Origin of the sequence: Idiomarina aminovorans, from assembly GCF_023155095.1 — a bacterium.
Taxonomy (GTDB): domain Bacteria; phylum Pseudomonadota; class Gammaproteobacteria; order Enterobacterales; family Alteromonadaceae; genus Idiomarina; species Idiomarina aminovorans.
On sequence record NZ_JAKNDA010000002.1, the window covers coordinates 305,519 to 331,168 of the forward strand.

The following is a 25,650-nucleotide window of genomic DNA, read 5'->3' on the forward strand; positions in this document are numbered from 1 at the left end:
AAAGCTAGGTGGAGGGAACCTTAGGTTTGTTCTTTATTTTTCGTCATACAATTAATTAACATATAGATTTGGTCAATTAAGTACGCTAGTATCTTAGAGTTACCAAACGGTGTTTTTAGTACTACGGCATGTGAAGAGGATGGAGAAATGGCTAGGATATTTTGGGGCTGTTTTATTGTACTCATGAGCTTTTCGTCACAAGCATCTACTATTGTTAAGTCTTGTAATGATTGCTCTGATTTTCAGTCACGGCGAACTGCAGAAAGCATTATGGTGAATGGTGCTACGGTTGTAGTTGTTGACTCTATAAAAGCAAGTGTATCTGCTTACAGCATAAGAAAGTCTGTAATTGAGGATAATATCGATGTTTTTACTGCAACCCCGATTCCAGTTCCTGAAGAGATAAAAAGAACATTCTCTGAGACTGTGTCCTATAAAGAAAAATATATTAATGATGTGAAGAGTGATTTTAATTCTGACAATATTAAATTTGAACATATTGATTTTGACTCTGTGTCCCAGAATGTAGTTAAGAATATGCAGTACACAACTGCTGATTATGACCCGATAAATGCTTACGACTTCATGTCAAACTCGTCTTTGCGTAGACAAACATATGATCGGCTCACGATACTATACCCTAACTATATGAAGTTTAGTGAATCATGGAATGACACCGTAAATGCCATTGATATATCTTTTGGGCAAGGAGTAAATATACACGCAGACTTAAGCATTTTAACTTTCACTCCCACGATAGAATTTGCTGATGGCTCCTATGTTATTGCTGAGTACGATGTTGATTCAAAAACTTTTATCGTTAATAAAGGTGTTGATGAAGGTGGTAATGATATTGCAACAAAATCAAACTCAAGCCCTGGGGGCGTATATAACATCCGTGACTCAGAGCATTTGGCAGATTTTGAAAAGTATATGAATTATTACTGGTTAATTGATTTTAACGGAAGGGCAGGCCCAGGTCAGTCATGTACTAGTTCATGTCGCCTAATATCTGAAGAACGCTGGGAATGTACTGCTCAATGTAGATAAAACAATTAGACCCAGAACATTTACCAGAAGTTTAGTTATCAGGCTAGGAAATGGTTAAAAAGGGGCAGGTTGCTTACTTGTGAGCGTTACGAGTGTTGAAGGCCGCAACGTTGATTGGAAATGCCTTGGGGGATCGGGTTCTGTTTTGGAGGTGTGTAGCGCCATGGATGGGGCTACCCAAGCCCTACAGGGATGTATTCACGGGCGTCCTCCGAAACAGAACCCGATCCCCCAAGGCATTTCCTTCGCCTAAGCGACCCGGTCGACGGCCAGATGGGGTAGGGTGAGCAGGGCTTGTTTATAGTCGGAGTCGGGGAGTTCGTTTAAGGATTCTCGTGCTTGTTCAGAAGCTTCTAAAGCTTTGTCGCGGGTATATTGCAACGCGCCGGTGCGCTCCATAGCGCTCAGCACGGTTTGTAAGTGCTCACGTCCGTCGCCTTGCTCAATAGCTTCACGGATTAACGGTTGTTCAGTGTCGTTGCCGTGCCACATGGCATATAACAATGGCAGCGTTGGCTTACCTTCGGCTAAGTCATCACCGGCATTTTTACCCATAGAATCGCTGTTTGCGGTGTAATCGAGTAGGTCATCTACTAACTGAAACGCGGTACCCAGGTAGCGACCATAATCGGCCAGTTGCTGAGTCACTTTCTTGTCCTGCCCGGTTAACACGCCGGCCAGTTCAGTTGCCGCCTCAAACAGTTTCGCGGTTTTACCGTATATCACATTGAAGTAGCTGGCCTCTGAGGTATCCGGGTCATTACAGTTCATTAACTGCAACACTTCGCCTTCAGAAATAATATTGGTGGCATCCGCTAAAATACGTAATATCCGCAGGGAATCTAAATCGACCATTAACTGGAAAGCGCGGGTATAAAGGAAGTCGCCCACTAATACGCTGGCTTCATTGCCAAACACCGCATTAGCGGTTTTACGTCCGCGGCGCAATTCTGACTCGTCAACGACATCATCGTGCAACAGTGTCGCGGTATGAATAAACTCAATGATCGTAGCAAGTTTACGATGATCGTTGCCGCTATAACCCAAAGCCCGACAAGCTAATATGGCAAGCAGCGGACGTAAGCGTTTACCGCCACTATTGACAATATAAAGACCTAACTGGTTAATTAGGGCAACATCGGACTGAAGTTGTTCACCTATTAAGGCATTAACACCAAGCATATCATCTTTGGCTAATGCGTTAATGGACTGCATATCCATCATAGATATCTGTTTATTTACAAAATTTAACGGAAAACAGATGGTACACTATTTATAACCGCTCGGAAACTCAAACCGGGTTATGTGGCGGTGGCTTTAAGTTCAAATTAAGGGTTGCGATCGCTGATTGGATTACGTACAATTCGCGGCCTGATTTGAATTTGGATGCCCAATAGGGTTGTGGAGAATAATATGTACGCAGTATTCCAAAGTGGCGGTAAGCAGCACCGTGTGTCTGAAGGCCAAATCGTCCGCCTGGAAAAACTGGAAGCAGCTACCGGTGATGTAGTTGAATTCGACCAGGTTTTGATGGTTTCTGACGGCAACGATGCAAACATCGGTGCTCCGTTCGTATCCGGTGGTAAAGTGAAAGCGGAAGTGATTGATCACGGTCGTGGCGATAAAGTTAAAATCGTCAAGTTCCGTCGACGTAAGCATTCTCGTCGTCAACAAGGCCATCGTCAGTGGTTCACAGAAGTGAAAATCACTGGTATCAACAGCTAATTAAGGAGTAACGACATGGCACATAAAAAGGCTGGTGGTTCTACTAAAAACGGTCGCGACTCAGAGAGTAAACGTCTCGGTGTTAAGCGCTTCGGTGGTGAGTCTGTATTGGCAGGCAACATCCTGGTTCGTCAACGTGGTACTAGGTTCCACGCTGGAACTAATGTCGGTATTGGTAAAGACCACACATTGTTTGCAACCTCAGAAGGCAAAGTGTCTTTTGAAGTGAAGGGCAGCAAAAACCGTAAATTTGTGAGTGTTATTACTGACTAATAACGTAAACATAAACTGAAAAGTTTCGGTTCTGAAAGCCCTGCCTTACGGCGGGGCTTTTTCATATGTGCTAGAATTTTGCACAGTACTCTATAAGTGATAAGTAGCAGATTGCGATGAAATTCGTTGATGAAGTAGAAATTCGCGTAGACGCGGGTGACGGTGGTAATGGTTGTATCGGTTTCCGCCGCGAAAAATACATTCCCAAAGGCGGCCCCGACGGCGGCGATGGGGGTGATGGCGGTGACGTCTATTTACAGGCCGATGAGAATCTGAATACCCTGATTGACTATCGTTTTGAACGTTTTCATAAAGCTGAACGCGGACAAAACGGTATGGGCAAAAACTGCACCGGTAGGCGCGGTAAAGATATCGTGTTGCCTGTTCCTCCGGGTACGCGTGCTACCGATGTCGACACTGGCGAGGTTCTTGGCGATCTGACACAACACGGTCAGCGTTTAATGGTAGCTAAAGGCGGCTTCCACGGTTTAGGTAATACGCGTTTTAAAAGCAGTATTAACCGCGCACCACGGCAGAAAACCGATGGTACACCGGGCGAAGTTCGGCCGTTGAAACTGGAACTTATGCTGTTAGCGGACGTGGGTCTGCTGGGTATGCCAAATGCCGGAAAATCAACATTCATTCGTTCTGTATCTGCTGCGCGGCCAAAAGTTGCTGATTATCCGTTTACTACGTTAATACCTAATTTAGGTGTGGTGCGTCCTGCGCCGCATCAAAGCTTTGTTATTGCTGATATCCCGGGGCTTATTGAAGGTGCGGCCGAAGGTGCGGGGCTTGGCATACAATTTCTGAAGCACTTAGAGCGTTGCCGCTTATTGTTGCACTTAGTTGATTTAGCGCCGTTTGATGAAACTGATCCTGCCGAGCAGGCGCGTATTATCATCAGCGAACTGGAAAAATACAGTCCGAAACTGGTAGAAAAACCGCGTTGGCTGGTTATTAATAAAGTCGATTTGCTATTTAACGAAGACGTTCAGGAAAAAGTCGATGAGCTGGTTAAAGCACTTAACTGGGAGGGTCCGGTATTTCAGATTGCGGCTTTAGAAGGCCGTGGTAGTGATGATCTTTGTCGGGAAATAATAGCCTATCTGGAAACTCTCCCTGCGCCGAGTACTGAACAACATGAAGAAGCAGACCCAGTGGAGTTTATGTGGGACTCCTACCACGAAGAAGTTCTCGAACAAGAACTCGATGATGAAGATGATGACGACGATGATGATCATGATGTTGAAGTGATTTATCAGAAGTAGCCTGACATTCATGTCAGGTGAGATATGGATCCTGACGTAAACGTCAGGTTACGAACGAAGGATATGGTCGAATGAAGATCTCGCTTGTAGTGGCAATGGCAGATAATCGGGTCATTGGAAAAGACAATAAAATGCCATGGCATCTTCCTGATGAGCTGCAGTACTTCAAAAAAATTACCTTAGGTAAGCCAATTGTTATGGGTCGGCGCACCTTTGAATCAATTGGGCGTGCGTTGCCCGGACGAAAAAATATCGTTCTAAGTCATCGAACGAATTGTTCGGAAAATGAGGACAGTCAGGTCATTTGGGTGTCAGGAGTGCAACAAGCCATAGCGGCGGCAGGCCCTGTTGATGAACTCATGGTTATAGGCGGCGGAAAAATTTATGAAAGTTTTTTAGCCCTGGCAGACCGTTTATATGTTACTAAAATTGACCTAAATGTTGACGGCGATACCTACTTTCCTGACTATTACCAAGTCGCCGACTGGCAAGAGGTAGAGCGGCAAAAATTTGCCGCCGATGAGCGTAACTCACATAACTTTAGTACGCTTATTTTCGATAAGGTAAGTTAATAAGAAGTTATAAAATCAGATACTTACAGCAATTTTAGCCCATTGCAGAGGGCTTGAGTTCGTAGTATCATTGTGATGAATTTTTGAGCAATCTTGTGATGGGGTTTTAGATGAAAGCGATTGTATTAGGAGCCGTGATGGCTGCAGTTGCAGCAACAGGCGCAACTTTTTCAAAAAGCGCAGAAGCCAATGAATTAGCCTTAAGCTTGTGCACATACGTACAGGGTGATGACACTATGCGTATGCGTAAAAAATTGCGCGATTCTCGTGTCCGCGTACGCGATATCTACACCGGCATTAAGTGTAATGGTCAAAGCTTACTGCAGTTTGCTATGGCAAACGGTTCACAAGATATTGGCGAATTCATTGTTGGACGTCTTTCCGTCGATGAGTTAAAAAGCTCCGGCGATTATGAATGGGCTCAGGCTAATGGTCACGGCGGCAGCGCAATTGCTTCAGCGATTAAAGAACGCGCGGGTCTGTAACTAAAAATAGATTTCGTCCTTATTGAAAACCCGCAAACTGTTTTGCGGGTTTTTTTACATCTTCTAACAATTCAATCAGACACTTACCTTGTAATTCTCCCCTGTTCTCTACGACAATAGGCTCGTTACGTCTATAAACGGAATCGCTATGAAACAATGGATGGTATTATCGCTACTGTTGCTGGGAATACTCCCGCAAGTCAGCCAGGCGCAGACAGAGACCACTGAAGCTGCAAGTTGTTATTTGCCCGGTGTACAGGAACAGCTGCGCTGCGGTGTGGTGTCAGTGCCTGAGAATTATGAGCAGCCTGAGGGCAGACATATAGGTATTCATTATGCGGTGCTGCCGGCCGTGCAGGAAGGAGCACAACCCGACCCTATGTTGATTTTGGCTGGTGGCCCCGGGCAGGCTGCGACTGAGTTGGCACCAATGATAGCGCGGATGTTTAAAGCGGTGCGCGAAAAGCGCGATATTCTGCTGATTGATCAGCGTGGTACCGGCAAAAGTCACCCACTTGAGTGTGAGATTGAACGCCCCGACGAGTTGATCCGTTCCGACGACGAACAAGACTTGCAGGCCTTGAGCCGCGAATGCCTTCAGCAGTACCCGGACACCGACACCACTCAATATCACACGGTTAACGCCGTAAAAGATTTGGAACGTGTACGACAACACTTAGGTATCGAGCAACTAAATCTGTATGGCGCCTCTTACGGGACTCGTGTCGGACTGACTTATTTACGCGAAGCGCCGGAGTCGGTTCGTTCCGCAGCGCTGGATGCCATTGCGCCACCGCAGGTGGTTATCGGGCCTTTTGGACAGCACGGTGCCAGCGCATTTGATGCCATGCTGGAAGACTGCTCAGAGCAAAGCCTCTGTGGTGAGAAGTTTCCAAACCTTGAACAGGAATACTACGAGGTTATGACTGAGCTTGAAGCTCAGGATATCTTACTGGAAACCCGCGACCCGTTGTCGTTTGAACCGCTGCAAATCAAGCTGACGCCGGGACGCTTCAGTTCAATTATGCGAGTTGCTTTGTATCATCCCAATACTCGTCAACTACTGCCTTATGCTATTCATTCGGCTGCATCCGGGAACTATCACCCCATATTAGGGCTAATGGGCGGTACCTTGTCTCAGAGTAGTATCTATTTAGGGTTAATGCTCTCTGTTGTGTGTTCTGAAGATTTACCACGAGCAACCTCTGAATTGCTTGAGCAAGATGGCAATAATCGGTTTATTGGCAGCCGTACCGGCGATGCTTTCGTTGATATGTGCTCGGGCTGGCGCTCATCGAGTGTGCCCGGCTACTGGTCGGATCCTGTCGTCAGCAACAAGCCGGTGTTGTTATTATCCGGCAAGTTAGATCCGGTGACACCGCCTGAATGGGGTGAAATAGCTCACCGGACCTTGCCCAACAGTAAGCACCTGGTTGCGCGGAACGCGGGTCATACTATTGCCAGTCACACCTGCGCTAATAAACTTATTGCGGACTTCATTGAACAAGGTTCTGTTGAGAATATTGACGGCAGCTGTTTAAAAGAACAAAGGCTTAAACCCTTTGTGCTGAACCAGAATGCAGCGGGGCTATAAAACATGATAAATGTAGATGCACTGACAAAATCATTCAAAAATGTGCAGGCGCTCGACTCACTCTCTTTCCAGGCAAAAGATGGCGAAATTACCGGGTTACTGGGTCCTAATGGCGCCGGTAAGACAACTTGTCTGCGTATTATTTACGGATTATTACAGTCCAATACCGGTAAAGCTGAAATTGCAGGAGTAGATGCCAATCAGAACCCGATTGATGCACGCCGTAATCTGGGAATATTTCCCGATAAATTTGGTTTGTACGAACGTTTAACGGTACGTGAGCAAATTGCTTATTTTGCGGGACTGCACGGACTAAAAGGCAAAGAGCAAAAGCAGGCTGTTGCAAAGGTGATCGAAAAGCTTGATATAAAAGAACTGACCGACCGCCGTATGGCCGGTTTTTCACAGGGACAGCGAATGAAAGTTGCATTGGCGCAGGCGCTGGTGCACAGCCCCAGGCATTTAATTCTTGATGAGCCAAGCCGGGGACTGGATGTTATGAGTACCCGAATTTTGCGCGACATTTTGCGCGAGCAGCGTGCTCAGGGTACCTGTATTTTGTTTTCCAGCCATGTGATGCAAGAAGTAGCTGCACTGTGCGACCGAGTCGTGGTTATGGCAAATGGTAAAGTTGCCGCCGAAGGAACGCCGCAGGAACTGTGCGACATGGCCGGTGAACAACAACTGGAAGATGCGTTCGTGAAAATTATTGGTACTGACGAGGGGATAGCAGCCTGATGAGTGCGTTAACCTCTGTATGGAAAAAAGAATTTCGCGACGCGATTCGGGACAGACGTTCTGTATTGGCGGCCATGTCTTACGCTTTTTTTGGTCCGCTGCTAATGGCGGTAGCCTTCTTCTTCCTGATAACACAGCTGACCGATCAGGCCGATGTTGAGATCACGATTAAAGGGCAGGAGCACGCCCCTCAATTCGTTGATTTTTTAAGTGAACGGGGTGTTGTCGCTAAACAAGATGACTGGGCGAAAACCAAAACCCCCATTGTACTAACCCTGCCGGAAAACTGGCAGCAAAGCCTTAAAAAAGCAGAGCCGGTGGAAGTAACCTTACGTGCTGACTGGTCAGCGCAAAAGCAGCAAACCGATATTAAGCGAGTCGAGCAGGCGGTACAGGCGTACTCCAGTCAAATTACAGCGTATCGTCTGACCTTACGTGGTATTGATCCTCGGGTAACTCAGCCGTTACAGTTGCAGAAACAAGACTTGGCTACTCGCGGTTCAAAAGCGGCTTTGATTATGGGCAGTGTGCTGGTGTTTATTATTTTATCGGTGTTCTGGTCCGGTATGAACGTAGCAATAGATATTAGTGCCGGTGAACGTGAACGTAACTCGCTGGAATTTCTGTTGAGTCAACCGTTGAGTACCTGGGACATTGTCACCGGCAAAGCACTTACCGCCACCTCGTTTTCGCTGTTTGGTGCTATATTGTCGCTGGTGCTTATTCCCATTATTTTTGCGTACGTGCCTTTGCACGAAATAGGCATGAACGTGAACTTCAGTGTCGGCATGATGGTGCTGATGTTTATCTTGCTAGTGCCGCTGGCTTTATTTGCTACCGCTTTGCAACTGTTCGTATCCTTTCGGGCAAAGAACTTCAAAGAAGCACAAACCTATATTAGTTTCCTACTTATTATTCCAATGGCCGCCTCTTTCGGTGTCGAGTTCGCGCGTCTTAAAAACCCCATTCTCTACTACTTGCCATTAACCGGTCAGCATCAGGCTTTTCTGTCACTGATACGCGGCGAGAGCGTAAACGTGATGGGAACCGTAATAAGCGCAGTTGCCACCCTGGCAGTTGCCTTGCTACTGATGAAATACATCGCCCGAATGCTCAAAAGCGAAAAAATAGTCTTCGGCCTGTAGCGTCGTTGAATAGCGAGCGCAGAGGTTACAAGGGCTATTGCGGAGGACGCCCGTGAATACATCCCTGTAGGGCTTGGGCAGCGCCATCCATGGCGCTGCACACCTCCACAATAGCCCTCTGTAACCGTTATTCGCGCTCACTATCCAACAACGCTAATGCCATAATCATTTTATTCGGAATGACCAGGGGCAGGTTGTTCACTTGTGAGCGTTATGAGTGTTAAAGGCTTCTGTGGCGGAGTGTCGAAGGCCATGGATGGCCTTCGTCAAGCTCTCATGGATGAGCTCGTCGCGTCTCCGCCACAGAAGCCTTCAATGCTCAAGCGAAACAAGTGAGCAACCTGCCCCCGGTGTTAATCTCTTAAGCGGCCGTAGTGGTAGTAGAGCCATTGGCCGAGGCGGCGGAAGCGGGGCAGAGGGAAGGGTTTTAGTTGAGACTGGTAGTAGGGGAGTTGCGGCAGAGATTTTCCCATAGCGGCTTCTGCCAGCCGCTGTCCGGCTAGTGCGGTAAAGCTTACACCAGCACCGCAGTAGCCCATACTGGCGTAGATATTATCTTTTATTTTGCCTATTCGAGGGTAGTCATCCAGCGATACACTGACCCAGCCACTCCAGAAGTGTTCCCATTTATTAACATCACGCAGTTGCGGGAAGGTTTGATGCAGAGCGTGTAGCAGGCGCCTGGCATAAACGGGGTCTGCTGCATTCTTGCCTTGAATGGCACCGCGACCACCAAACAATAAGCGGTTGTCCGGCAACAAGCGAAAGTAATATTTCAGAATGCGTGTATCCATGATGGCGTATTGGGGCGACAGTTTAATGCGCTCTATTTGTTTCTGACTCAGAGGCGGTGTGGTAATAATGCTCGACAATACTGGCAGCGAACAACTGGCAAGGTCAGGCAAGAGTTGTTGTGAGCTATAGCCGTTAGAACACACTAACAGCTTACGGGCACGTACAAGGCCTTTTAACGTTTGCAGGTATACCCCTTTTCGACCCAGCGAACTCGCCGCATTCACCGGGCAATGCTCGACTAATTGTGCCCCCGCTGCAGCGGCCCGTCGTGCTGTAGCCGCAGCCAGTAACATGGGGTTCAGAGCAAAACAGTCGGTAAAGCGCAAAGCCGCGTGCGCCTGCGGGCTGGAGATTATATCCGTCAGTTGATCTCGAGAGAGCCATTCCACCGGCTGCTCAAACCGCTTTAACTGCTCGTATTGTTGCTTTAAAGGCTCAACAGCAGCGGGTTTGTGAGCAATTTTCAGGTAACCCCCGTTTTGGCGCTGACACTGCTGTGGGCATTCAAGCAACGTTTCCTCGACTAATTGCAGTGCTTGTTGATGCTCGTCTGCAATACCGCGAGCCATATTGTTACCTAAGCGCTCAGCCCAGGCTGACAACCCTAAGCGACCGGTACTTTTCATCACAAAACCGGCATTACGCGAAGAACAACCCCAGGCCAGCTGATTAGCCTCAAAAACAGCCACTGAATGCCCGCTTTCAGCCAAAACCCGGGCCGCATTTAACCCTGTATAACCTGCACCAATAATCGCAAACTCAACTTCCTCCGGTGCCTCTGTACAAGCCGGAAAATTAGCCTGAGTATGCTGCTGCCAATAACTGGCCTCAGGCGCATTATGTGGCCCCGGAGGAGAATTAATCAAAGGATCATACATAATCACCTACCTGATAAAGCGGAGAAGGAAGAAAGCGAGCGCTGAGGTTACAAGAGCTGGCGCGCTCACTCTCTTCCTCCCCAGATTATAATGCGGTTCTGAGCCGTTATAAGAGTAGCTAAGGTGGCAGGTTGTTCACTTGTGAGCGTTATGAGTGTTGAAGGCTTCTGTGGCGGAGTGTCGAAGGCCAAGGATGGCCTTCGTCAAGCCCTCATGGATGAGCTTGTTGCGTCTCCGCCACAGAAGCCTTCAATGCTCAAGCGAAACAAGTGAGCAGCCTGCCACCCAGTGCTAATTGTAACCTCAGCGCTCGCTACCTGGCGCCTTGCGTATCAAACCGCAGCAGCATTTCGCCGGCGTTGCAGTAGCAGGTGCCGTCGCAGACGGGGCAGTAGTAGCCGTCTTCTATTGAGGCTTTGTACCAGCGCTTTTCGTGCTGCTTGATCATTTCGCCACCGCAGCGGGTAAAATATTCGTAGGCACTGTTATTGGGGCTTTGCATCCAAATGTGGGCAACGCCACCCTGGCAACCGAGCTGTTTCGCTGCTTCAATACTGCGATACAGCAGCTCTTTGCCTATGCCTGAACCCCGTGCTTTTTCTGATACCGCGGCACACTTAAAATAGCACAGTTTATCGGCCGAAAGTGGCCAGGCGTCGGGGCTGCAAAAATCATCAATTGGCCATTGCCCGGGTGCAAGTGTCAGGCGTATGCCTAACGGCGTGTCATCTTGCAGAGCAATCCAGTTTAACTGCACATCGCCCACCGTTCCGCTAGCCAAATACTGCTGAAAACTGTCCTCGTTCAGGTAGTTGTCACCATGAACTTCATTGGCCAGATCAATAACGGCCGCCGAATCGGCAGCCGTTATTTGACGATAAATGATATCGCTCATTAGTAGCGATATTCGTCGGTCTTAAATGGACCTTCTGCATCCACGTGAATGTAGTCAGCCTGATCCGCCGTCAGCTTAGTGATAACACCACCAAAGCCCTGCACCATATAACGCGCAACTTCTTCGTCTAGTTGTTTTGGCAGAACTTCAACACGCAGGAATTCTTCCTGTTGCTTGGCGTCCATGTCCGCAAACTTCTGTTTAAACAAGTGAATCTGCGCCAGCACCTGGTTGGCAAAAGAACCATCCATAATACGGCTGGGGTGACCGGTTGCGTTACCTAAGTTCACCAGACGACCTTCGGCTAATAGAATCAGATAATCGTTGTCATCGTCAGAGCGGTAAATTTTGTGTACCTGTGGTTTAATTTCTTCCCAGCGCCAGTTTTTGCGCATAAAGGCCGTATCAATTTCGTTATCAAAGTGGCCAATGTTGCAAACCAAAGCGGTTGGTTTAAGTGCTGCCAGCATGTAGCGATCACAGACGTCCATGTTACCGGTTGTGGTAACAATCAGGTCGGTATTGCCGAGTAGGTCTTTGTTAATGTTCTCGCCATTACCGGTGTTTTTACCGTCAAGGTAAGGAGAAACCACTTCAAAACCGTCCATGCAGGCTTGCATTGCACAAATTGGGTCAATTTCTGTGATTTTAACAATCATGCCTTCCTGACGAAGGCTGGCTGCTGAACCTTTACCGACATCGCCGTAACCAACAACCAAGGCTTTCTTACCTGATAATAAATGGTCAGTAGAACGTTTAATGGCATCGTTCAGCGAGTGGCGGCAACCGTATTTGTTGTCGTTTTTAGACTTAGTTACTGCGTCATTAACGTTAGTGGCAGGAACCTTTAACGTGCCTTTTTCCAGCATATCCAGCAGGCGGTGAACGCCGGTGGTGGTTTCTTCGGTAATACCGTGTATTTTGTCCAGCATTTGCGGGAATTCATCGTGGATCATCAGGGTTAAGTCACCGCCGTCATCCAGAATCATGTTGGCATCCCATTGCTCACCATCTTTATGACAGGTTTGCTTTAAGCACCATTCGTATTCTTCTTCGGTTTCACCCTTCCAGGCAAATACTGGTACTCCGGCGGCTGCCATTGCTGCTGCAGCGTGGTCCTGAGTAGAGAATATGTTGCACGACGACCAACGTACTTCTGCACCGAGTTCCACCAGTGTTTCAATCAATACGGCAGTTTGAATGGTCATGTGAATGCACCCAATGATGCGCGCACCGGCCAAGGGTTTGCTGTCAGCGTATTTGCGACGAATGGTCATCAACGCCGGCATTTCAGACTCAGCAATCGCAATTTCCTTGCGACCCCATTCGGCTAAGCTAATGTCTGCAACTTTATAGTCTTGTGAATTTTCTGCACTCATAGTGACTCTCTTCTTCAGTGATTTTTTCAGTGAATTTTAATAAATTCAAACGTTTTCAGTATTAATAACTCGTTCAATTAATTGCTGTTGGCGTTGTTTATCTAACCGTGCGCCAAATTCAGTAACCAGCTCGGCTGCTGCATGGCTGGCTAAACGCCCAGCGTCTTCCAACGACATATCGCGTGTTAAACCATAGAGCATAGCACCGGCGAACATATCCCCGGCACCATTAGTATCAATGGCTTTTACCGGAACGCCCGGAACGTGAATCTGGCGTTCGTGGTTAGCAATTAAGGCGCCATCTTTACCCAAAGTGACAGCAACCGTATCTGCTTGTTTTAGTAATACGGATAAAGCCGCCTGAGGATCGTCTTTGCCCGTTAATAATTCGGCCTCTTCACGGTTGCAGAACATTAAGTCCACGCCACCATCAAGTATTTCGTCTATGCCGTCGCGGAAAAATTTCACCATAGCAGGGTCAGAGCAGGTCATTACCAGTTTGGTGTCGTTTTCGCGAGCCACTTTCTTGGCGTGCTGAATCGCACCGCGGGCAATTTCAGAAGTAATTAAATACCCTTCAATATAAAGATAGTTTGACGCGGCAATTGCAGCGTCATCAATTTCAACGGTGGATAAGTCGGCAGTAATACCCAAATGTGTGCGCATAGTTCGCTCAGCATCCGGGGTTACCATGACCAGGCAGTGGCCGGTAATACCAATGTTTTGCTGCTGTTTTAGATTGGTTTCGATACCTATTTGTTCTAAATCCTGACGGTAGAACATGCCCGCTTCGTCGTCTGCAACTTTGCAGCAATAGTAGGCTTTACCGCCAAACTGAGCAAAAGCCACCAGCGAGTTGGCTGCTGAACCACCGCCGGACTGTTTCTTTAATTCGCCCAGTTCACTCAGTTCGGCAATCAGAGTGTTTTGAGCATCCTCGTCAATAAGCTCCATCATGCCTTTTTTTAAATTGTGCTTTTTCAGGAAGTCTTCAGTGACCTCAAACTCTTGGTCCACCAGCGCATTGCCAATGCCGATTACATCAATGGTTTTCATAGTATCAAATGGTTGCCCTATTAGGGCGTGTAGTATACCTGATGAGTGGGTCAGGGTCGATAAATGAACAGGGCAAAAAATGCAATAACCAGACAACTAACGAAAAAGAATTGCCATTGCCTTTGCCAACGGCGGGCTCTGGGCAATAACAACTCGGCCGGGCGTCCGTCAAAACGTTGTCTTGCTAAGCGTATCCCCTCAACTTGTATAGGCCCGCCCAGAGTCACCCTGTGACAGTAACTGAAGCTTTGTAGCCAGCTCAGCAGCACGGTCGGAAACAGAAGATTTCGCTGCAGTGGCTGTAACTTTGGTTTGTTGGGCTGAAACAGCGTCATCAAACGGGCAACCAGCGACAAAAAGAAAGAAGGGAAGAAGTGCGTCAGGGTGTAAAGCCAGTGTGTAGTCAGGCCGAATTGCCGATAGCGCGCCTGCGCCACCGGCCACACCTGTGTCAGTTCCGCTATCGCACGCACGCCAAGAGCTGCCAGCGGGCCGCCAACAAACCAAAATAGCAAAGGAGTAAAGCGGTGTTCCAGAATGCTGGCTGCACGCAGTTCCAGGCTGGTTTTCGCAATTCCGTGTTTGCTGAGTAAGTCACAATCGCGCCAGGTAATTCGGCTTAGCCAGGCCCGGGCGGCGTTTTTTCGGCCACACTGCAAGTGGTTATCGGCTAATTTAACGGCGTGCGCCACCGGCTGTTGGCGTAAGCTGACCAACAATATTAGCCAGCCAATGGCTAAAGAAAGCTCAGCCCCGGCAAAAACAATAGCGGCGGGTAATAACACCAGCAACGACAGGGTTAGCCAGGCCAAAAAACCGGCCAGTCGTTGTTGACTGACAGAGCGGCCGGGTGGGTTAACCTTGCCGCTCATATAGGAAGCCATTAGCCGCAAAACGGCAAATGGATGCCATTGTTCAGGCCAGGGAAACCAGCGCTCTACCAGCAAAGCCAGCAGAGCCAGAGCAATAGGGGATGTCAACAGTTGGGCTAATAACTCAGTATTCATGGCACTATACTGCCATGGAGTGCATCACTGGGCAATCACGCTGCAATTGGCTGGTTGTCCTTATCTTTATTGGTGGGTACTGCCGCACGAACGTGTTCGGCCTGACGAATTTTACCATGAATATAGTCGTGCAGTTCGGCCAGGCGGTATCCGGGCTTAGCTTTAAACCGCAGGAACGGCAAACCGGCGGCGGCAAAGGTATTTTTTAGAAATAGGTTACGCTTTTGCTGATTCAGTGACGATTGAGCGGATTCCAGTTCAACGGCGGCTTTAATTTCCATGGTGTGAATATCACACAACACGTAGTCAAGAATGCGCTGACTGGCTTTGTTCTGAGCGTCTTTGCGAGCGGTTGCCGATAACCCGGAGCGTACCGAAACAATATCGCTTAAGCGAACCTTGGTGAAAATTCTGAAATCACTGCCGACAGATTTTTCCAGCAGCGTCAGAAATTGATCCTCCTGGGCGGTGCACAAGGCAACATCTTTCAGCTTATACGGGTAGGGAACATAATTTTCGGACATGCGGCTGGCAATAATAGCGACAGCAATTAGTACTACAACAAACAATAATAGGATAATTTCCATTTTCACACCTCATCAGAAAATTGACGCTCTGTGAGGTGTGAAGCAAAAGCTATGCCACTAATAGCCAATAATGGAAATTTATTGAAGCCTGATTATGCGGAGTAACCACCCGGAACACCTTTTGTCGTTACACTGACCGCATCGTGTGCGTGCAGTGACTCGTAATGATTAACCCGTAACCAGAAGTCACGGAAGTGAGTCATTTGATTTAACTGGTGTTGCAAGCGACGTGATGCGTCTTCGCAGAACATCAGGTTCTGACCATTTAACCGCGCAAACTCTTGCTCATCTTCACGCTTAACAGCCGCTTGTACCGGCGTTTTAAGGGCGCCTTCAACAGCGTCAATTAATTCCACGATAGGAAAGTCGTTAACGCTCTCGCTTAAGGCTACTTTCACTTCAGCAATGGAGCGTTGGCTGTGTGGTGTCGCAACAATACCTTCGGTTGAGCCTAACCATTCATGCAGAATGTTAGAATCTATTTGTTCCTGACCAGCGAATTTTTCGCTAAAGGCATCCTGAATGAGCTGACGTGCCAAGGCTGCTGAACACGGGCAGGTTGATGAGTATGGTACGTCAACCGACAGTTCCAGCTTAAGCTGACCGGCATCGTAGCGACCAGTCAAGCTGACTGGGTAGGCTTTCCAGCCCTGCTTTTTGCTGACTAGCGACTTACGGCGTAAGTGATAGTCAAAATCAAATTTAATAAAAGCCTGATCACTGATGTCTTTATGGCTTTCGATAAAGTCATTCAGTAACTGCTTCATCGAACCATGACTGAGCTCGCCTTCGGTCGACATTTTGTCCAGCAATAAGTATAAGCGAGACATATGAATACCCTTAGTTTTCGGGTTTTTTAGGTTGACGAAAGCTTCCACATGGGCTGCTACAGGGCGTTCGGACGCACCGGCTGCGGCCACCATCAATGGGACTTCTATATTGCTCATGCCAACCCAATCCAGGGCTCCTTCTGTTTGGGCCTGCGTTTGGTTGGCTATGTCGGGCATAACTGTTGGCATTCGTTGTGAACTCCAAGTCTCGTGAATATTGTCTGGCCGAGTTGATCTTGATCAAAGAGGCTCAGTCTGAAAATGGGCATTATATCGCAGAGTTTAACTAGGTGACACCGATTGCCCTAATCGATTCTATCTGCACAGCGGTTGACTAGAAACTTGAATACGCCGAGGATAGAGTTTTGGATTTGTGGAGCATAAAAAGATGACAGAAAAATCGGCGATAGATACCGAGTTATTGCAGCAGTACCTTGATACCTTAGGCGTCCAAGGCATCCAATCAACTTTGACGACATTTGATGGTATTATTCAGGGTTATGCAAAGTTGCTGCATCAGGCCGCTAAAAGTCGCAATGAAGACGAATTAAGAAAACAAGCGCACAAAGTCAAAGGTGCGTGTAGCTCAATTGGTTTAACAGCATTAGCTAAGATGATGGAAGAAATAGAAAAAGAAAACTGGGAATGGCCAGTAGCAGAGCGGAAATTAATTGAATGGGCCGATGCGGTCATTCCGCACCGGCAGCAAATTGACGCCTGGTTAGCGAAGCATCACTGAGCTTGCTGATCAACCTCACCAATAAACCGGTAACCTTCACCATGGATGGTGGTAATCAGGTTCGGTGTCTCAGGGTGTGACTCGAAATGACGGCGAATACGGCGAATAGCAACATCGACGGTGCGGTCGTTCGGGCGGAGTTCACGATCCAACATACGCTTAACCAAGGTTTCACGGTCCAGAATGCGGCCGGGGTTAGATAAAAATAATTCCAACGCGCGGTATTCACTTTTTGGCAGACGAAACATTTGATTTTCCGGTGAATACAAGCAACGACTGTCACTGTTTAAACGCCAACCGTGGAACTGGAATTCAACACTGTTGTTTTCGACTTGGTTGTTTGTGCGCGAAGAGTCAATGCGGCGGCACAGATTACGTACGCGAATAGTCAGTTCTTTTGGATTATATGGCTTGATGAGATAGTCATCAGCGCCCAATTCAAGTGCCAGCAGACGATCGTCTTCGCTGTCACGGCCGGTTAAGAATATTAACCCAATATTGTCGTTTTCGCGCAATGACTCAGCGAGCTCCAGACCATTTTTACCCGGTAAGTTGACGTCCATAATAACGACATCAATGCGCTCCTGACGCATAATATTTTCCATCTGCAAGCCATCAGCTGCATCAAAAACTTCGTAGCTTTCTTGCTGGAATAGGCGGGTCAGAGTCTGGCGAGTAACAACTTCGTCTTCAACAATCAGTATTCTGGCATTCATAAGCGTTGATTTTCCCGAAAAGTTCGTTGCTGTGCGTACGGTGTTGAACTTATAATGATAAAAGTTATGACGTTACATTATGACTTTTGTTTGAAATTTTTCAAGCTTTGCTGACTAAAGTAACAGGAAAACGAACAATAAATTCCACCCCGTCCTTTTCTTCACTGAAAAAGTGAATATTACCACCTAATACCTGAGTCACCAGGTTATAGACTAAATGCAACCCTAAACCACTGCCGCCCGAGCCGCGTTTCGTGGTTACAAAGGGGTCAAATATTTTACGACCAATGTCGCTCGGAACCCCTTTGCCATTATCGCTGTAAATCATTTCCAGTTCGTTGTCGCTTACCATAGTAAAGCTAATTTTAATGAGCCCTTGATCATAATGGTCAAAGGCGTGAACCATAGAGTTCCCAATGAGGTTAATCAGTACCTGATTGAGCGGTCCGGCCTTTGCACGTACAGTCAGGTTTTCCGGACAGGAAATTTCAATCGGAAACTTCTCTGTATCCAGACGTCGGGGCTTAACGGAAATGAGTACGTCGTTCATAAAAGATGGAATATGAACGTCACGGTCAATTTCTGATGACTGGTCAACCGCCACTTGTTTAAAGCTGGTAACCAAGTCCGCAGCGCGGCTTAAGTTGCGGTAGATAATTTGCAGGCTTTCGTCGCAGTCGCTTAAAAAACGTTCAAATTCAGACGTTGAAATACGTTTGTCATCAAACTTCTCCTGCATAATGGTCAGCTTATCCTGCAGCAGGGTAGAGGCGGTAACAGATAGCCCGATAGGCGTGTTAACTTCGTGCGCAATACCGGCCACCATGTCGCCCAATGACGCCATTTTTTCGGATTCAACCAATTGTCCCTGATATTGATGCAGCTGCTCAAGAGTCTTCAGCAGTTCACTGTTTGACTCTTTTAGTGCCTGTGTACGCTGAGTCACCTGACGTTCCAGCTCAGTGTTTAGCTGACTGGCTTCCTCTTCAGCGCGTCGCTGGCGAATAATGTGCTGCTGTACACGGTCCAGCATGGTATTAAACGCGTGCGCCATCATATCAAACTCAACCAACTGAGAAGGTGCCAGCCGCAACGAATAGTTTTTATCCCGGGCCACTTGTGAAATAACATCCACAACAGAATCCAGCGGAGTGACAATGGTTTTGCGTAAACGCAGAGTCACCAGCCAGCAAAGTAACAAGGTCAGTACAAATACCACTGCGGCCACACCAATAGAGCGCCACATAAATAACCGAGCTTGTTCTAGTGAAGCGCGCAAGTAAACGTAGCCAATAACCGCATCGTCCAGCACCACCGGTTGTGATACTTCAATGTAGCTATCGTTTATTTGCGGGGTGGTAAGCTTGTCCAGTTTAGAAAATTGCGCCGGAATGGGAGCCAGACCTTGTTTGTTATAGCTCGAGAAAAAGGTCAGTTCATTACTGGTTTCATCCATTTGGTAAACATGAACATGCTGAATAAAAGAGGTGTTCTGTAACGAGTCAAGCCGTTGCTTTTCTGTCGCATTGTCGTTGAAAACCAGGCTGCTGGCGGCGTTACCTGCAACAATTCGCGTATAAGACAATGCTTGCTCGTGCAGAGAATTCTGATACTGAACCACCTGGCTGACAATATTGATGGTAAAACCAACAAGAAGCGCGAAGCTGGTGACCAGCAACACGATATAAATCAGTATGCGCTTCAGTGAAATAGTATGCATTCAGTTTACTGCTCAGTCTCTGAAAAAATGATTTGTTTATTTATGTTAGCAAAGCGTTAACAAAAAGGGCATTGATTAAACAAAAAAATTCTTATTTATCGACAAGTTGCTTGGTAAACACGATAACGGCCATCATCGGTAAGCGTTTCGCAATGACCAAAAATGGATTCAATCACTTCTGGCCAGGGCAAAAATCGATTCGCAACAATTCTTAAAACGCCTTGCTTATTAAGGTGTTGCCGCGCAGTTTTAATAAACTGACGAGCAATCTCATAATCGGTTTTTTGACCGGTATGAAACGGCGGGTTACTCACAATGAAATCAAACTGGCCGGCATTTTCCGGTATACCATCGGCTAAACGTAAATCGGCCGTTATGGGTTCAGCTGACAGTGTCATCTGGCTCGCCGCAATGGCAATAGGACTGACGTCGCAGGCCATAAGTTCAGTTGTTAACGAAAGAACTTGTTTGGCGATAACCCCGGCGCCACAGGCAAAATCCAGCCCACGCCCTGTGGGAAGATCGTGCAGGTGCTGCAACAGCAATAAGGTTGCCGGATCAATATGCTCACGACTGAATACCCCCGGCAAAGTCACAAAGGTTTTCTGCTGTTGTTCCAGCTCATAAGTGATTATTCTGGCGTAGTTTTGCAGTGGTTCAGGCGAGTGAGGCTGACTACTGCGTGCACTGGCAAACAGCAAACAATGATTAGCGGAGGCGAGCTTTTGTGCCGGCTTAAGCCACTTTGGCAGCCTTTTCATGAGCGGTTGAATACCGGAGCGTTTATCTCCGGCAAACCAGATTGGCGTTTCAGCGGGCAATAAGGCTAACTGCTCCAGCAGGTAGTGATTCAGCTCTTTCTCTTTCGCCACCAGCATTAAAACGCCTTCGTAATCGCTTAAATCGGGTGCTTTTGCCTGACAATAGACGTGGCGTCCGGCTGCCTCCCAGCTCGCGGCGTGCCCCTTATGAAAACTCCAGGCAGAAGCATTAGTCAGGGACGACAGCTCGCCACCGCCAGGGTGAATAACCAATAATGAACCATTATTCCATGGTTGAGCAGATTGTCGCCCAAGCATGGATAAAATTGCAGATGACATCGTGATTGTTAACCGCTTAGACCAAGCTATCTACTCGTAGTTGTTTGTCCTGAAGTAGGAACATTGTACCATTTCGGTGCTCTTTAATGCGCAGACTTTTTTCTTTGAAAATAAACAAAACGCCCGGGAACACCTCTTTACTGACCATAGTACGCAGTACTGGGTGGTTTTCAAAAGCGTCCAATACAGAGTCAATACTAAGGCGGGTTGAGGCTATACGATCTTTTAGCTTTCGCAGTTCGCCTTTAAGCTTGGTCTGGTACTCAAGTTTCTTCGGGCCGTCTTCCAGCGTTGCGCACTTTTCCAGTCCTTGTTGTACGGTTTTTGCCCGCGCCATCGTTTTGGAAAGTAACCCGCGCATATTGTTTAAATGTTCCAGTGATTGCGGGTCGATCGGTGGCAATGACCAATAGATTCGTGTCTTGGTGCCGGCCAGAGCGCCTAACTGACCACAGTAAATATGGTCACAGGTTTCAATGGTGCCGCCGATGAGTTTACCGCGGGCGTTACGGCCATCACCGCCAATGGCTACGGGTCCGTTGGTTATCACATGACAGTGTGTCAGTTGCTTGTCGGTGTGTACGCTATTTTGCGCATCCAGATACGAATACTGTGCGTAGGCGCACCAGATAGAGCCACCGGCAACAAGTTTGGTAGAAACCTCCGGTATCCAGTCGTCGGCATCTTCGTTATTATCGCCGGAGTTAAGCAAGTGCCCAATACAGCCCTTACGAACGGTAATGTTACCGTCGGCGTGCAGCTCCGCAGAGTCTACATATCCGCCTACGGTAATATCGCCCGAGCAAGTAATTTTCATGCCCTCACTAACATTGCCGCTGACAATGACACTGCCTTTAAATTTTACGTGGCCGGTTGAAATATCCACATTGTTTAACTGCATTACATCGTCAACTTGCACGCTGCTGTCGTTAAAGCTGGGCATGCCGGTTCGGTCAGCGACAATCATGTTAGCATCAGTTTTGCTAATGCAAGTCCCTTCGCCTGGCTTCAATTCGCGGTTTTCACCGTCCACGGCTCCCAGCTCCTGGCCAAAGACAGTAAACCCGGAGCGACCCTTGCTGGGAGGGACTTTCTGCAGTAAAGGCTGATTCGGGTCGACCGTGATCTGGGCGCCTAAATCGCGCATATCCGCAGTACCATCATCGCGTAACTGAGGCCGAAGAACGCGTTTGCGGGCGTCCTCGGCCAGTGGCTTAAACTTAGCATTGCTGCCGTTAATGGGGTGTTTACCTTTGGCTACCGTTACCGACAGCTCGGCACCTGGCGGCGCCTCGTTGGTGTGCTCCACTAAAGCATCAATAGCCTTACGCTGGATGCCGGAGGTCACCATCTTTTCCTTTAGTTTCGCAATAATGACTTCTTGCGTGAGCGCTTTCCCGCCATAGCCAACAATTGCGCTGACCGTGGCTATCATGTCGTCGTCACTCACTTGTAAATTGAGGTCGGCATCAAAAATTTCAGCAATAGTTACCTGAAAAGGAATGCTGCTAGTGGAATCTTTACTGTAGTGTTGGGCGTATTTTGCGGCGGTTTGAGCCATCATTTGAGGATCTAACAGTTTTGCAGCCGAAAGATCAGAAGCCTGCCAGGCTTTCTGTAATTGCTCTGCTTTGACTTCTGAGGGAGACGTTCCCGCATCAATAATAATGTAAACGTCTCTTTCAGAAACCCGGAAATTGACCGGACTGGACATAAGGTGCCTATTTTCCGACTGTTGTTATCATTTATTTTAACGAATATTAAGCACTTTTCGTATTAATTTGAATCGTTGACTACAGATTCGTTGCAGTAGTTTTCAATTTTTTCGTTGACCATTTTCAAATGTGCATTAACTTGTCTGATAGCTTCTTCACGCTGCTGTCGGTTATGCTGTTGCCAGTCCTTGAAAAGTTGCGCCGCTCGGTGACTTAAGCCAGAAGCTCCAATGGTTGCACTTAAACTTTTCAACGTGTGCAACTGCAGACGCGCATTTTCAACATCATTCAATAATAATTCGTTGTTAAGTAAGCCACTGAACTGGTCAAGATAACAGTTCAGTACTTGCCGGTACAGCTCTTGTTGCCCATCACAATGACGTAATCCCTGGTTAAAATCAATCTTTGCTAAATTACTGCTCATAGGGTTTGTTTTCGTATACCTCAGTAAAAGAACCCACACTCTCGGTCGCATCTGACATGGTATCATTATCAAATTGCGCCACATTAAATAAGGCTTCGCCTTCATTGGCTACCGGAATATTGCTGCAGCCTATGATAATACCTCGCACAGGCGATTCAACCTCATCACCTTCACCACCATGTGGACTCACGCTTAACGCTAATACTTGCTGTTTCTGAATGGTTTGACCCAGCTCAACTTTTGGAATGATAGGACCATCCCGTTCTGCCCGAATCCAAGTTGAGCGTCGCGCAATAACCGGAGTAACACGGCGTCCGCGGCGGCGTCCTTTCATTATTTTTAGATGCTTCATGACGTTCTGTACGCCGGTAACGCCAGCGCCTATCGAAGCTTCATCAAAACGCAGCGCTTCGCCTGCCTCGTATAAAATTAACGGAATATTCAGTTCGTTAGCTAATGCCCGCAATGAGCCATCGCGTTCTTTAGAATGCAGAATAACCGGGGTGCTAAAGGCTTTAGCCATGGACAGCGCCTGCTCGTTTTCAACATCTACCCGAATTTGCGGCAAATTACTGCGGTTAATGGCACCGGTGTGTAAGTCCACAATGTGAGTCGACCTTTTAACCAGCTCCTTACTGAATAAGTACGCCATACGGCTGCCCATGGCCCCGCGTTCGGAACCGGGGAAGCAGCGGTTTAAATCGCGTCGGTCGGGCAGGTAGCGCGACTGCTGAATAAAACCAAATAAATTGACAATAGGCACGACGACCAGTGTGCCGCTGAGCGTGCGCGCATCAATGGTGTTAATAAGGCGTCGGCAACTTCAATGCCATTCAGTTCATCGCCATGAATGGCGGCGCTGACCAGTAATACCGGGCCGGGCTTAATGCCATAAAACACATCAATCCGTAAATCCAGCGGTGCGTCGTTGTATAAACGCAGCGCGGGCAGGGTAATGTGCTGGTGTGACCCCGGTTCTACGCATTGCCCCGCAATTTCAAAACGTTTCATTTTAGCCGCGTCCTTTGGTGCGCGTTTTGTGCGCTTTGGCATTGTTTTCCAGAAAACTGATAATTTGTGACGCGACGTCTTTATTGGTCGCTTGCTCAATGCCTTCCAGCCCCGGCGATGAGTTAACTTCCATCACTAATGGCCCATGGTTAGAGCGCAGAATATCCACACCTGCGACATTCAGACCCATGGTTTTAGCCGCTTTAACGGCCGTTGCCCGCTCTGCCGGCGTGAGTTTTACCAGAGCTGCACTGCCGCCTCGGTGCAGGTTTGAGCGAAACTCTCCTTCTTTGGCCTGACGTTTCATGGCAGCAATGACTTTATCGCCAATAACCAAACAGCGAATATCAGCACCACCGGCTTCTTTAATATATTCCTGTACCATAAAATGCGACTTCAGACCCATAAAGGCTTCTATGACACTCTCTGCCGCCTGACGCGTTTCAGCTAAAACCACACCAATACCCTGGGTGCCTTCCAGCAGTTTAATCACCAGTGGCGCACCGCCGACCATATCAATTAAGTCAGGAATATCCTGTGGCTGGCTGGCAAATCCGGTGATGGGCAGGCCGATACCTTTGCGCGATAACAGCTGCAGTGAGCGTAATTTGTCACGACTACGGGAAATAGCAACCGATTCATTCAGTGGGTAACTGCCAATCATCTCAAACTGACGTAAAACAGCGGTGCCGTAAAAGGTTATCGATGCGCCAATACGAGGGATTACGCAATCGTAAGCCGGTAATTCCTTACTTACCCAGTTGTAACCGTGTTTGGATCACATAGCGGGTTTCCGTGTGGCCGCCGGAGTCGGTTACTTCGCGTTTATCAAAAACCGGTGCTTCGCATATCTGCTCGCGCCGCGAACCCTGCTCCGGGTGCATAAAAATACGCAACCATTGTTGACCATTGCGTTCAAAAGGCTCAAGTTTGAAGGCATGTAAACAGGACGTTTTAGCTCCTGTATCTATTTTCATGTGAATAGGGTCAATATTGAGTTCAGGAAGTGCTCCCCATTCTTGCCAACCAATCGTTGTCATTGTCTTACCTTGTTACCAATCTTCAATCTTTAATCTTTAATACAGTATTTTAGTCAAAACGCAATTTTTATTGATCGATCGGATCAATTTTCACGTTTCTTTTGATATCTGCTAATGTTGATTGGATACTAAATTACGTGACTTTACTAAGGATGGCTTATGTCTGCATGCCTAACCTGCAACTGCCGGCAACCTCTGGGGTTTGGCATAAAAATGGCTTTTCAGCCCATTGTCGATATTTCCAGTCAAAGCGTATTTGCCTACGAGGCTCTGGTGCGCGGCGAAAACGGCGAAGGTGCCGGACAAGTACTGGGGCAAGTGACGGGAAAGAATAAGTATACGTTTGACCAAACTTGTCGGGTCAAGGCTATAGAAACGGCATCGCGTATTAATATACCGGGCGATTTAAGCATCAACTTTATGCCTAACGCAATTTACGAACCGGAAACCTGTTTAGCAACAACGCTGGAAACGGCAAAAACAACCAACTTTGATCGTAACAAGATCATTTTTGAAGTGACCGAACAGGAGCAAGTGGTGAGCCAAGAGTTTTTGGTTGAAGTGTTTGAAGCCTACCGCAAAGAAGGTTTCAGAACCGCTATTGACGACTTCGGTTCCGGTTATGCCGGGTTAAACTTACTGTCTGACTTTCAGCCCGATATTTTAAAAATTGATATGAAGCTTATTCGCGATATTTATCAGAGCAAAGTGAAGCAAACTCTGGTTCGCTCCATTCAGCAAATTAGCGAAGAGCTGGGCATTCAGTTAATTGCCGAAGGCATAGAAACCGAAGAAGAATACAAATACCTGCGCGACAATGGTATGACTCTGATGCAGGGCTATTACTTTCAAAAACCTCTGTTGGAAGCCATTCAGCACGTTAATTTCCCGTAATGTGGTGTTTG

The 25,650-nt window shown here is 47.6% G+C and carries 25 protein-coding genes and 2 pseudogenes; 11 read left to right on the forward strand and 16 right to left on the reverse strand.

The window, feature by feature from the left end; all coding sequences use genetic code 11:
- The first annotated feature begins 147 nt into the window (after window positions 1–147).
- Window positions 148–1,050: a hypothetical protein gene (locus L8G48_RS05565; protein WP_248263614.1), complete on the forward strand. Its 903-nt coding sequence runs from the start codon at window positions 148–150 to the stop codon at window positions 1,048–1,050.
- 249 nt (window positions 1,051–1,299) lie between these two features.
- Here L8G48_RS05565 and ispB read toward each other — a convergent pair whose 3' ends face one another.
- Window positions 1,300–2,271, reverse strand: a complete 972-nt coding sequence (ispB, locus tag L8G48_RS05570) for an octaprenyl diphosphate synthase (RefSeq protein WP_248263801.1) — start codon at window positions 2,269–2,271, stop codon at window positions 1,300–1,302.
- A 192-nt stretch (window positions 2,272–2,463) separates the two neighbouring features.
- On the opposite strand from ispB, the gene rplU reads away from it, so the two are divergent.
- The 8 genes from rplU (at window position 2,464) to L8G48_RS05610 (ending at window position 8,853) form a co-directional block, all read left to right on the forward strand.
- The gene (gene rplU, locus L8G48_RS05575) at window positions 2,464–2,775 is read left to right on the forward strand and encodes a 50S ribosomal protein L21 (protein ID WP_248263615.1); all 312 of its coding nucleotides are present in this window, start codon (window positions 2,464–2,466) and stop codon (window positions 2,773–2,775) included.
- Between the two features lie 15 nt (window positions 2,776–2,790).
- A complete protein-coding gene (gene rpmA, locus L8G48_RS05580; protein ID WP_248263616.1) occupies window positions 2,791–3,048 on the forward strand; it encodes a 50S ribosomal protein L27 in 258 nt (85 codons plus the stop codon).
- A 116-nt stretch (window positions 3,049–3,164) separates the two neighbouring features.
- Entirely contained in the window at window positions 3,165–4,319 is a 1,155-nt protein-coding gene (gene cgtA / locus L8G48_RS05585) for an Obg family GTPase CgtA (protein ID WP_248263617.1), read from the forward strand.
- Window positions 4,320–4,390: 71 nt separating this feature from the next.
- Window positions 4,391–4,891 carry a type 3 dihydrofolate reductase gene (gene folA, locus L8G48_RS05590; protein ID WP_248263618.1) on the forward strand — a complete coding sequence of 167 codons (501 nt, stop codon included), beginning with the start codon at window positions 4,391–4,393 and terminating at the stop codon, window positions 4,889–4,891.
- 110 nt (window positions 4,892–5,001) lie between these two features.
- The gene (locus L8G48_RS05595; RefSeq protein WP_248263619.1) at window positions 5,002–5,376 is read left to right on the forward strand and encodes a DUF3718 domain-containing protein; all 375 of its coding nucleotides are present in this window, start codon (window positions 5,002–5,004) and stop codon (window positions 5,374–5,376) included.
- A gap of 148 nt (window positions 5,377–5,524) precedes the next feature.
- Window positions 5,525–6,970: an alpha/beta hydrolase gene (locus L8G48_RS05600; protein WP_248263620.1), complete on the forward strand. Its 1,446-nt coding sequence runs from the start codon at window positions 5,525–5,527 to the stop codon at window positions 6,968–6,970.
- A gap of 3 nt (window positions 6,971–6,973) precedes the next feature.
- A complete protein-coding gene (locus L8G48_RS05605) occupies window positions 6,974–7,708 on the forward strand; it encodes an ATP-binding cassette domain-containing protein (protein ID WP_248263621.1) in 735 nt (244 codons plus the stop codon).
- Window positions 7,708–8,853 carry an ABC transporter permease gene (locus L8G48_RS05610; protein ID WP_248263622.1) on the forward strand — a complete coding sequence of 382 codons (1,146 nt, stop codon included), beginning with the start codon at window positions 7,708–7,710 and terminating at the stop codon, window positions 8,851–8,853. Before L8G48_RS05605 ends, L8G48_RS05610 begins: the two co-directional genes overlap by 1 nt.
- 353 nt (window positions 8,854–9,206) lie before the next feature.
- Here L8G48_RS05610 and L8G48_RS05615 read toward each other — a convergent pair whose 3' ends face one another.
- The 7 genes from L8G48_RS05615 to folE2 all read right to left on the reverse strand — a co-directional run bounded on the left by L8G48_RS05615 (window position 9,207) and on the right by folE2 (window position 16,469).
- The gene (locus L8G48_RS05615; RefSeq protein ID WP_248263623.1) at window positions 9,207–10,526 is read right to left on the reverse strand and encodes an NAD(P)/FAD-dependent oxidoreductase; all 1,320 of its coding nucleotides are present in this window, start codon (window positions 10,524–10,526) and stop codon (window positions 9,207–9,209) included.
- Between the two features lie 313 nt (window positions 10,527–10,839).
- On the reverse strand, window positions 10,840–11,421 hold the full coding sequence (locus L8G48_RS05620; RefSeq protein ID WP_248263624.1) for a GNAT family N-acetyltransferase: 582 nt from the start codon (window positions 11,419–11,421) through the stop codon (window positions 10,840–10,842).
- Complete coding sequence (ahcY, locus tag L8G48_RS05625) at window positions 11,421–12,800, reverse strand: adenosylhomocysteinase (protein ID WP_248263625.1); 1,380 nt, start codon at window positions 12,798–12,800, stop codon at window positions 11,421–11,423. The genes L8G48_RS05620 and ahcY overlap by 1 nt, the downstream gene beginning before the upstream one ends.
- A 45-nt stretch (window positions 12,801–12,845) precedes the next feature.
- Window positions 12,846–13,856 carry an adenosine kinase gene (locus tag L8G48_RS05630; protein ID WP_248263626.1) on the reverse strand — a complete coding sequence of 337 codons (1,011 nt, stop codon included), beginning with the start codon at window positions 13,854–13,856 and terminating at the stop codon, window positions 12,846–12,848.
- A 50-nt stretch (window positions 13,857–13,906) separates the two neighbouring features.
- Window positions 13,907–14,863: a cobalamin biosynthesis protein CobD/CbiB gene (locus L8G48_RS05635; protein ID WP_248263627.1), complete on the reverse strand. Its 957-nt coding sequence runs from the start codon at window positions 14,861–14,863 to the stop codon at window positions 13,907–13,909.
- A gap of 35 nt (window positions 14,864–14,898) precedes the next feature.
- The gene (locus L8G48_RS05640; RefSeq protein ID WP_248263628.1) at window positions 14,899–15,450 is read right to left on the reverse strand and encodes a DUF2726 domain-containing protein; all 552 of its coding nucleotides are present in this window, start codon (window positions 15,448–15,450) and stop codon (window positions 14,899–14,901) included.
- Between the two features lie 92 nt (window positions 15,451–15,542).
- Window positions 15,543–16,469, reverse strand: coding sequence for a GTP cyclohydrolase FolE2 (gene folE2, locus L8G48_RS05645; RefSeq protein WP_248263629.1), 927 nt, complete (start codon window positions 16,467–16,469; stop codon window positions 15,543–15,545).
- 199 nt (window positions 16,470–16,668) lie between these two features.
- On the opposite strand from folE2, the gene L8G48_RS05650 reads away from it, so the two are divergent.
- Window positions 16,669–17,019 carry an Hpt domain-containing protein gene (locus L8G48_RS05650; RefSeq protein ID WP_248263630.1) on the forward strand — a complete coding sequence of 117 codons (351 nt, stop codon included), beginning with the start codon at window positions 16,669–16,671 and terminating at the stop codon, window positions 17,017–17,019.
- Here the strand turns inward: L8G48_RS05650 and arcA are convergent.
- The 8 genes and pseudogenes from arcA to L8G48_RS05690 all read right to left on the reverse strand — a co-directional run bounded on the left by arcA (window position 17,013) and on the right by L8G48_RS05690 (window position 24,745).
- A complete protein-coding gene (gene arcA, locus L8G48_RS05655; protein WP_248263631.1) occupies window positions 17,013–17,735 on the reverse strand; it encodes a two-component system response regulator ArcA in 723 nt (240 codons plus the stop codon). The genes L8G48_RS05650 and arcA overlap by 7 nt on opposite strands.
- 100 nt (window positions 17,736–17,835) lie before the next feature.
- The gene (locus tag L8G48_RS05660) at window positions 17,836–19,455 is read right to left on the reverse strand and encodes an ATP-binding protein (RefSeq protein WP_248263632.1); all 1,620 of its coding nucleotides are present in this window, start codon (window positions 19,453–19,455) and stop codon (window positions 17,836–17,838) included.
- A 95-nt stretch (window positions 19,456–19,550) separates the two neighbouring features.
- Complete coding sequence (locus tag L8G48_RS05665) at window positions 19,551–20,555, reverse strand: class I SAM-dependent methyltransferase (protein ID WP_248263633.1); 1,005 nt, start codon at window positions 20,553–20,555, stop codon at window positions 19,551–19,553.
- Window positions 20,556–20,571: 16 nt separating this feature from the next.
- Window positions 20,572–22,269 carry a flagellar assembly protein A gene (locus L8G48_RS05670; RefSeq protein ID WP_248263634.1) on the reverse strand — a complete coding sequence of 566 codons (1,698 nt, stop codon included), beginning with the start codon at window positions 22,267–22,269 and terminating at the stop codon, window positions 20,572–20,574.
- 62 nt (window positions 22,270–22,331) lie between these two features.
- Window positions 22,332–22,694 carry an Hpt domain-containing protein gene (locus L8G48_RS05675; protein WP_248263635.1) on the reverse strand — a complete coding sequence of 121 codons (363 nt, stop codon included), beginning with the start codon at window positions 22,692–22,694 and terminating at the stop codon, window positions 22,332–22,334.
- A pseudogene (locus L8G48_RS05680) lies at window positions 22,684–23,747 on the reverse strand (succinylglutamate desuccinylase/aspartoacylase family protein). Before L8G48_RS05680 ends, L8G48_RS05675 begins: the two are co-directional and overlap by 11 nt.
- Window positions 23,707–24,456: pseudogene (rimK, locus tag L8G48_RS05685) on the reverse strand (30S ribosomal protein S6--L-glutamate ligase); the annotation flags it as partial. The pseudogenes L8G48_RS05680 and rimK, both read right to left, overlap by 41 nt.
- Complete coding sequence (locus tag L8G48_RS05690; protein ID WP_248263636.1) at window positions 24,455–24,745, reverse strand: ATP-dependent zinc protease family protein; 291 nt, start codon at window positions 24,743–24,745, stop codon at window positions 24,455–24,457. The pseudogene rimK and the gene L8G48_RS05690, both read right to left, overlap by 2 nt.
- 159 nt (window positions 24,746–24,904) lie before the next feature.
- On the opposite strand from L8G48_RS05690, the gene L8G48_RS05695 reads away from it, so the two are divergent.
- Window positions 24,905–25,639, forward strand: a complete 735-nt coding sequence (locus tag L8G48_RS05695; protein WP_248263637.1) for an EAL domain-containing protein — start codon at window positions 24,905–24,907, stop codon at window positions 25,637–25,639.
- Window positions 25,640–25,650: the final 11 nt, after the last annotated feature.

What these genes read in the sequence shown, in the direction of transcription:
- L8G48_RS05690 (WP_248263636.1), bottom strand. Translation starts at nt 24,745, where the DNA reads ATGACAACGATTGGTTGGCAAGAATGGGGAGCACTTCCTGAACTCAAT.
- L8G48_RS05660 (WP_248263632.1), bottom strand. Translation starts at nt 19,455, where the DNA reads ATGCATACTATTTCACTGAAGCGCATACTGATTTATATCGTGTTGCTG.
- L8G48_RS05640 (WP_248263628.1), bottom strand. Translation starts at nt 15,450, where the DNA reads ATGGAAATTATCCTATTATTGTTTGTTGTAGTACTAATTGCTGTCGCT.
- ispB (WP_248263801.1), bottom strand. Translation starts at nt 2,271, where the DNA reads ATGGATATGCAGTCCATTAACGCATTAGCCAAAGATGATATGCTTGGT.
- rplU (WP_248263615.1), top strand. Translation starts at nt 2,464, where the DNA reads ATGTACGCAGTATTCCAAAGTGGCGGTAAGCAGCACCGTGTGTCTGAA.
- cgtA (WP_248263617.1), top strand. Translation starts at nt 3,165, where the DNA reads ATGAAATTCGTTGATGAAGTAGAAATTCGCGTAGACGCGGGTGACGGT.
- L8G48_RS05650 (WP_248263630.1), top strand. Translation starts at nt 16,669, where the DNA reads ATGACAGAAAAATCGGCGATAGATACCGAGTTATTGCAGCAGTACCTT.
- L8G48_RS05595 (WP_248263619.1), top strand. Translation starts at nt 5,002, where the DNA reads ATGAAAGCGATTGTATTAGGAGCCGTGATGGCTGCAGTTGCAGCAACA.
- L8G48_RS05600 (WP_248263620.1), top strand. Translation starts at nt 5,525, where the DNA reads ATGAAACAATGGATGGTATTATCGCTACTGTTGCTGGGAATACTCCCG.
- folE2 (WP_248263629.1), bottom strand. Translation starts at nt 16,469, where the DNA reads ATGCCAACAGTTATGCCCGACATAGCCAACCAAACGCAGGCCCAAACA.
- L8G48_RS05695 (WP_248263637.1), top strand. Translation starts at nt 24,905, where the DNA reads ATGTCTGCATGCCTAACCTGCAACTGCCGGCAACCTCTGGGGTTTGGC.
- L8G48_RS05615 (WP_248263623.1), bottom strand. Translation starts at nt 10,526, where the DNA reads ATGTATGATCCTTTGATTAATTCTCCTCCGGGGCCACATAATGCGCCT.
- L8G48_RS05565 (WP_248263614.1), top strand. Translation starts at nt 148, where the DNA reads ATGGCTAGGATATTTTGGGGCTGTTTTATTGTACTCATGAGCTTTTCG.
- L8G48_RS05620 (WP_248263624.1), bottom strand. Translation starts at nt 11,421, where the DNA reads ATGAGCGATATCATTTATCGTCAAATAACGGCTGCCGATTCGGCGGCC.
- L8G48_RS05630 (WP_248263626.1), bottom strand. Translation starts at nt 13,856, where the DNA reads ATGAAAACCATTGATGTAATCGGCATTGGCAATGCGCTGGTGGACCAA.
- L8G48_RS05635 (WP_248263627.1), bottom strand. Translation starts at nt 14,863, where the DNA reads ATGAATACTGAGTTATTAGCCCAACTGTTGACATCCCCTATTGCTCTG.
- L8G48_RS05665 (WP_248263633.1), bottom strand. Translation starts at nt 20,555, where the DNA reads ATGTCATCTGCAATTTTATCCATGCTTGGGCGACAATCTGCTCAACCA.
- rpmA (WP_248263616.1), top strand. Translation starts at nt 2,791, where the DNA reads ATGGCACATAAAAAGGCTGGTGGTTCTACTAAAAACGGTCGCGACTCA.
- L8G48_RS05675 (WP_248263635.1), bottom strand. Translation starts at nt 22,694, where the DNA reads ATGAGCAGTAATTTAGCAAAGATTGATTTTAACCAGGGATTACGTCAT.
- ahcY (WP_248263625.1), bottom strand. Translation starts at nt 12,800, where the DNA reads ATGAGTGCAGAAAATTCACAAGACTATAAAGTTGCAGACATTAGCTTA.
- L8G48_RS05605 (WP_248263621.1), top strand. Translation starts at nt 6,974, where the DNA reads ATGATAAATGTAGATGCACTGACAAAATCATTCAAAAATGTGCAGGCG.
- L8G48_RS05670 (WP_248263634.1), bottom strand. Translation starts at nt 22,269, where the DNA reads ATGTCCAGTCCGGTCAATTTCCGGGTTTCTGAAAGAGACGTTTACATT.
- L8G48_RS05610 (WP_248263622.1), top strand. Translation starts at nt 7,708, where the DNA reads ATGAGTGCGTTAACCTCTGTATGGAAAAAAGAATTTCGCGACGCGATT.
- arcA (WP_248263631.1), bottom strand. Translation starts at nt 17,735, where the DNA reads ATGAATGCCAGAATACTGATTGTTGAAGACGAAGTTGTTACTCGCCAG.
- folA (WP_248263618.1), top strand. Translation starts at nt 4,391, where the DNA reads ATGAAGATCTCGCTTGTAGTGGCAATGGCAGATAATCGGGTCATTGGA.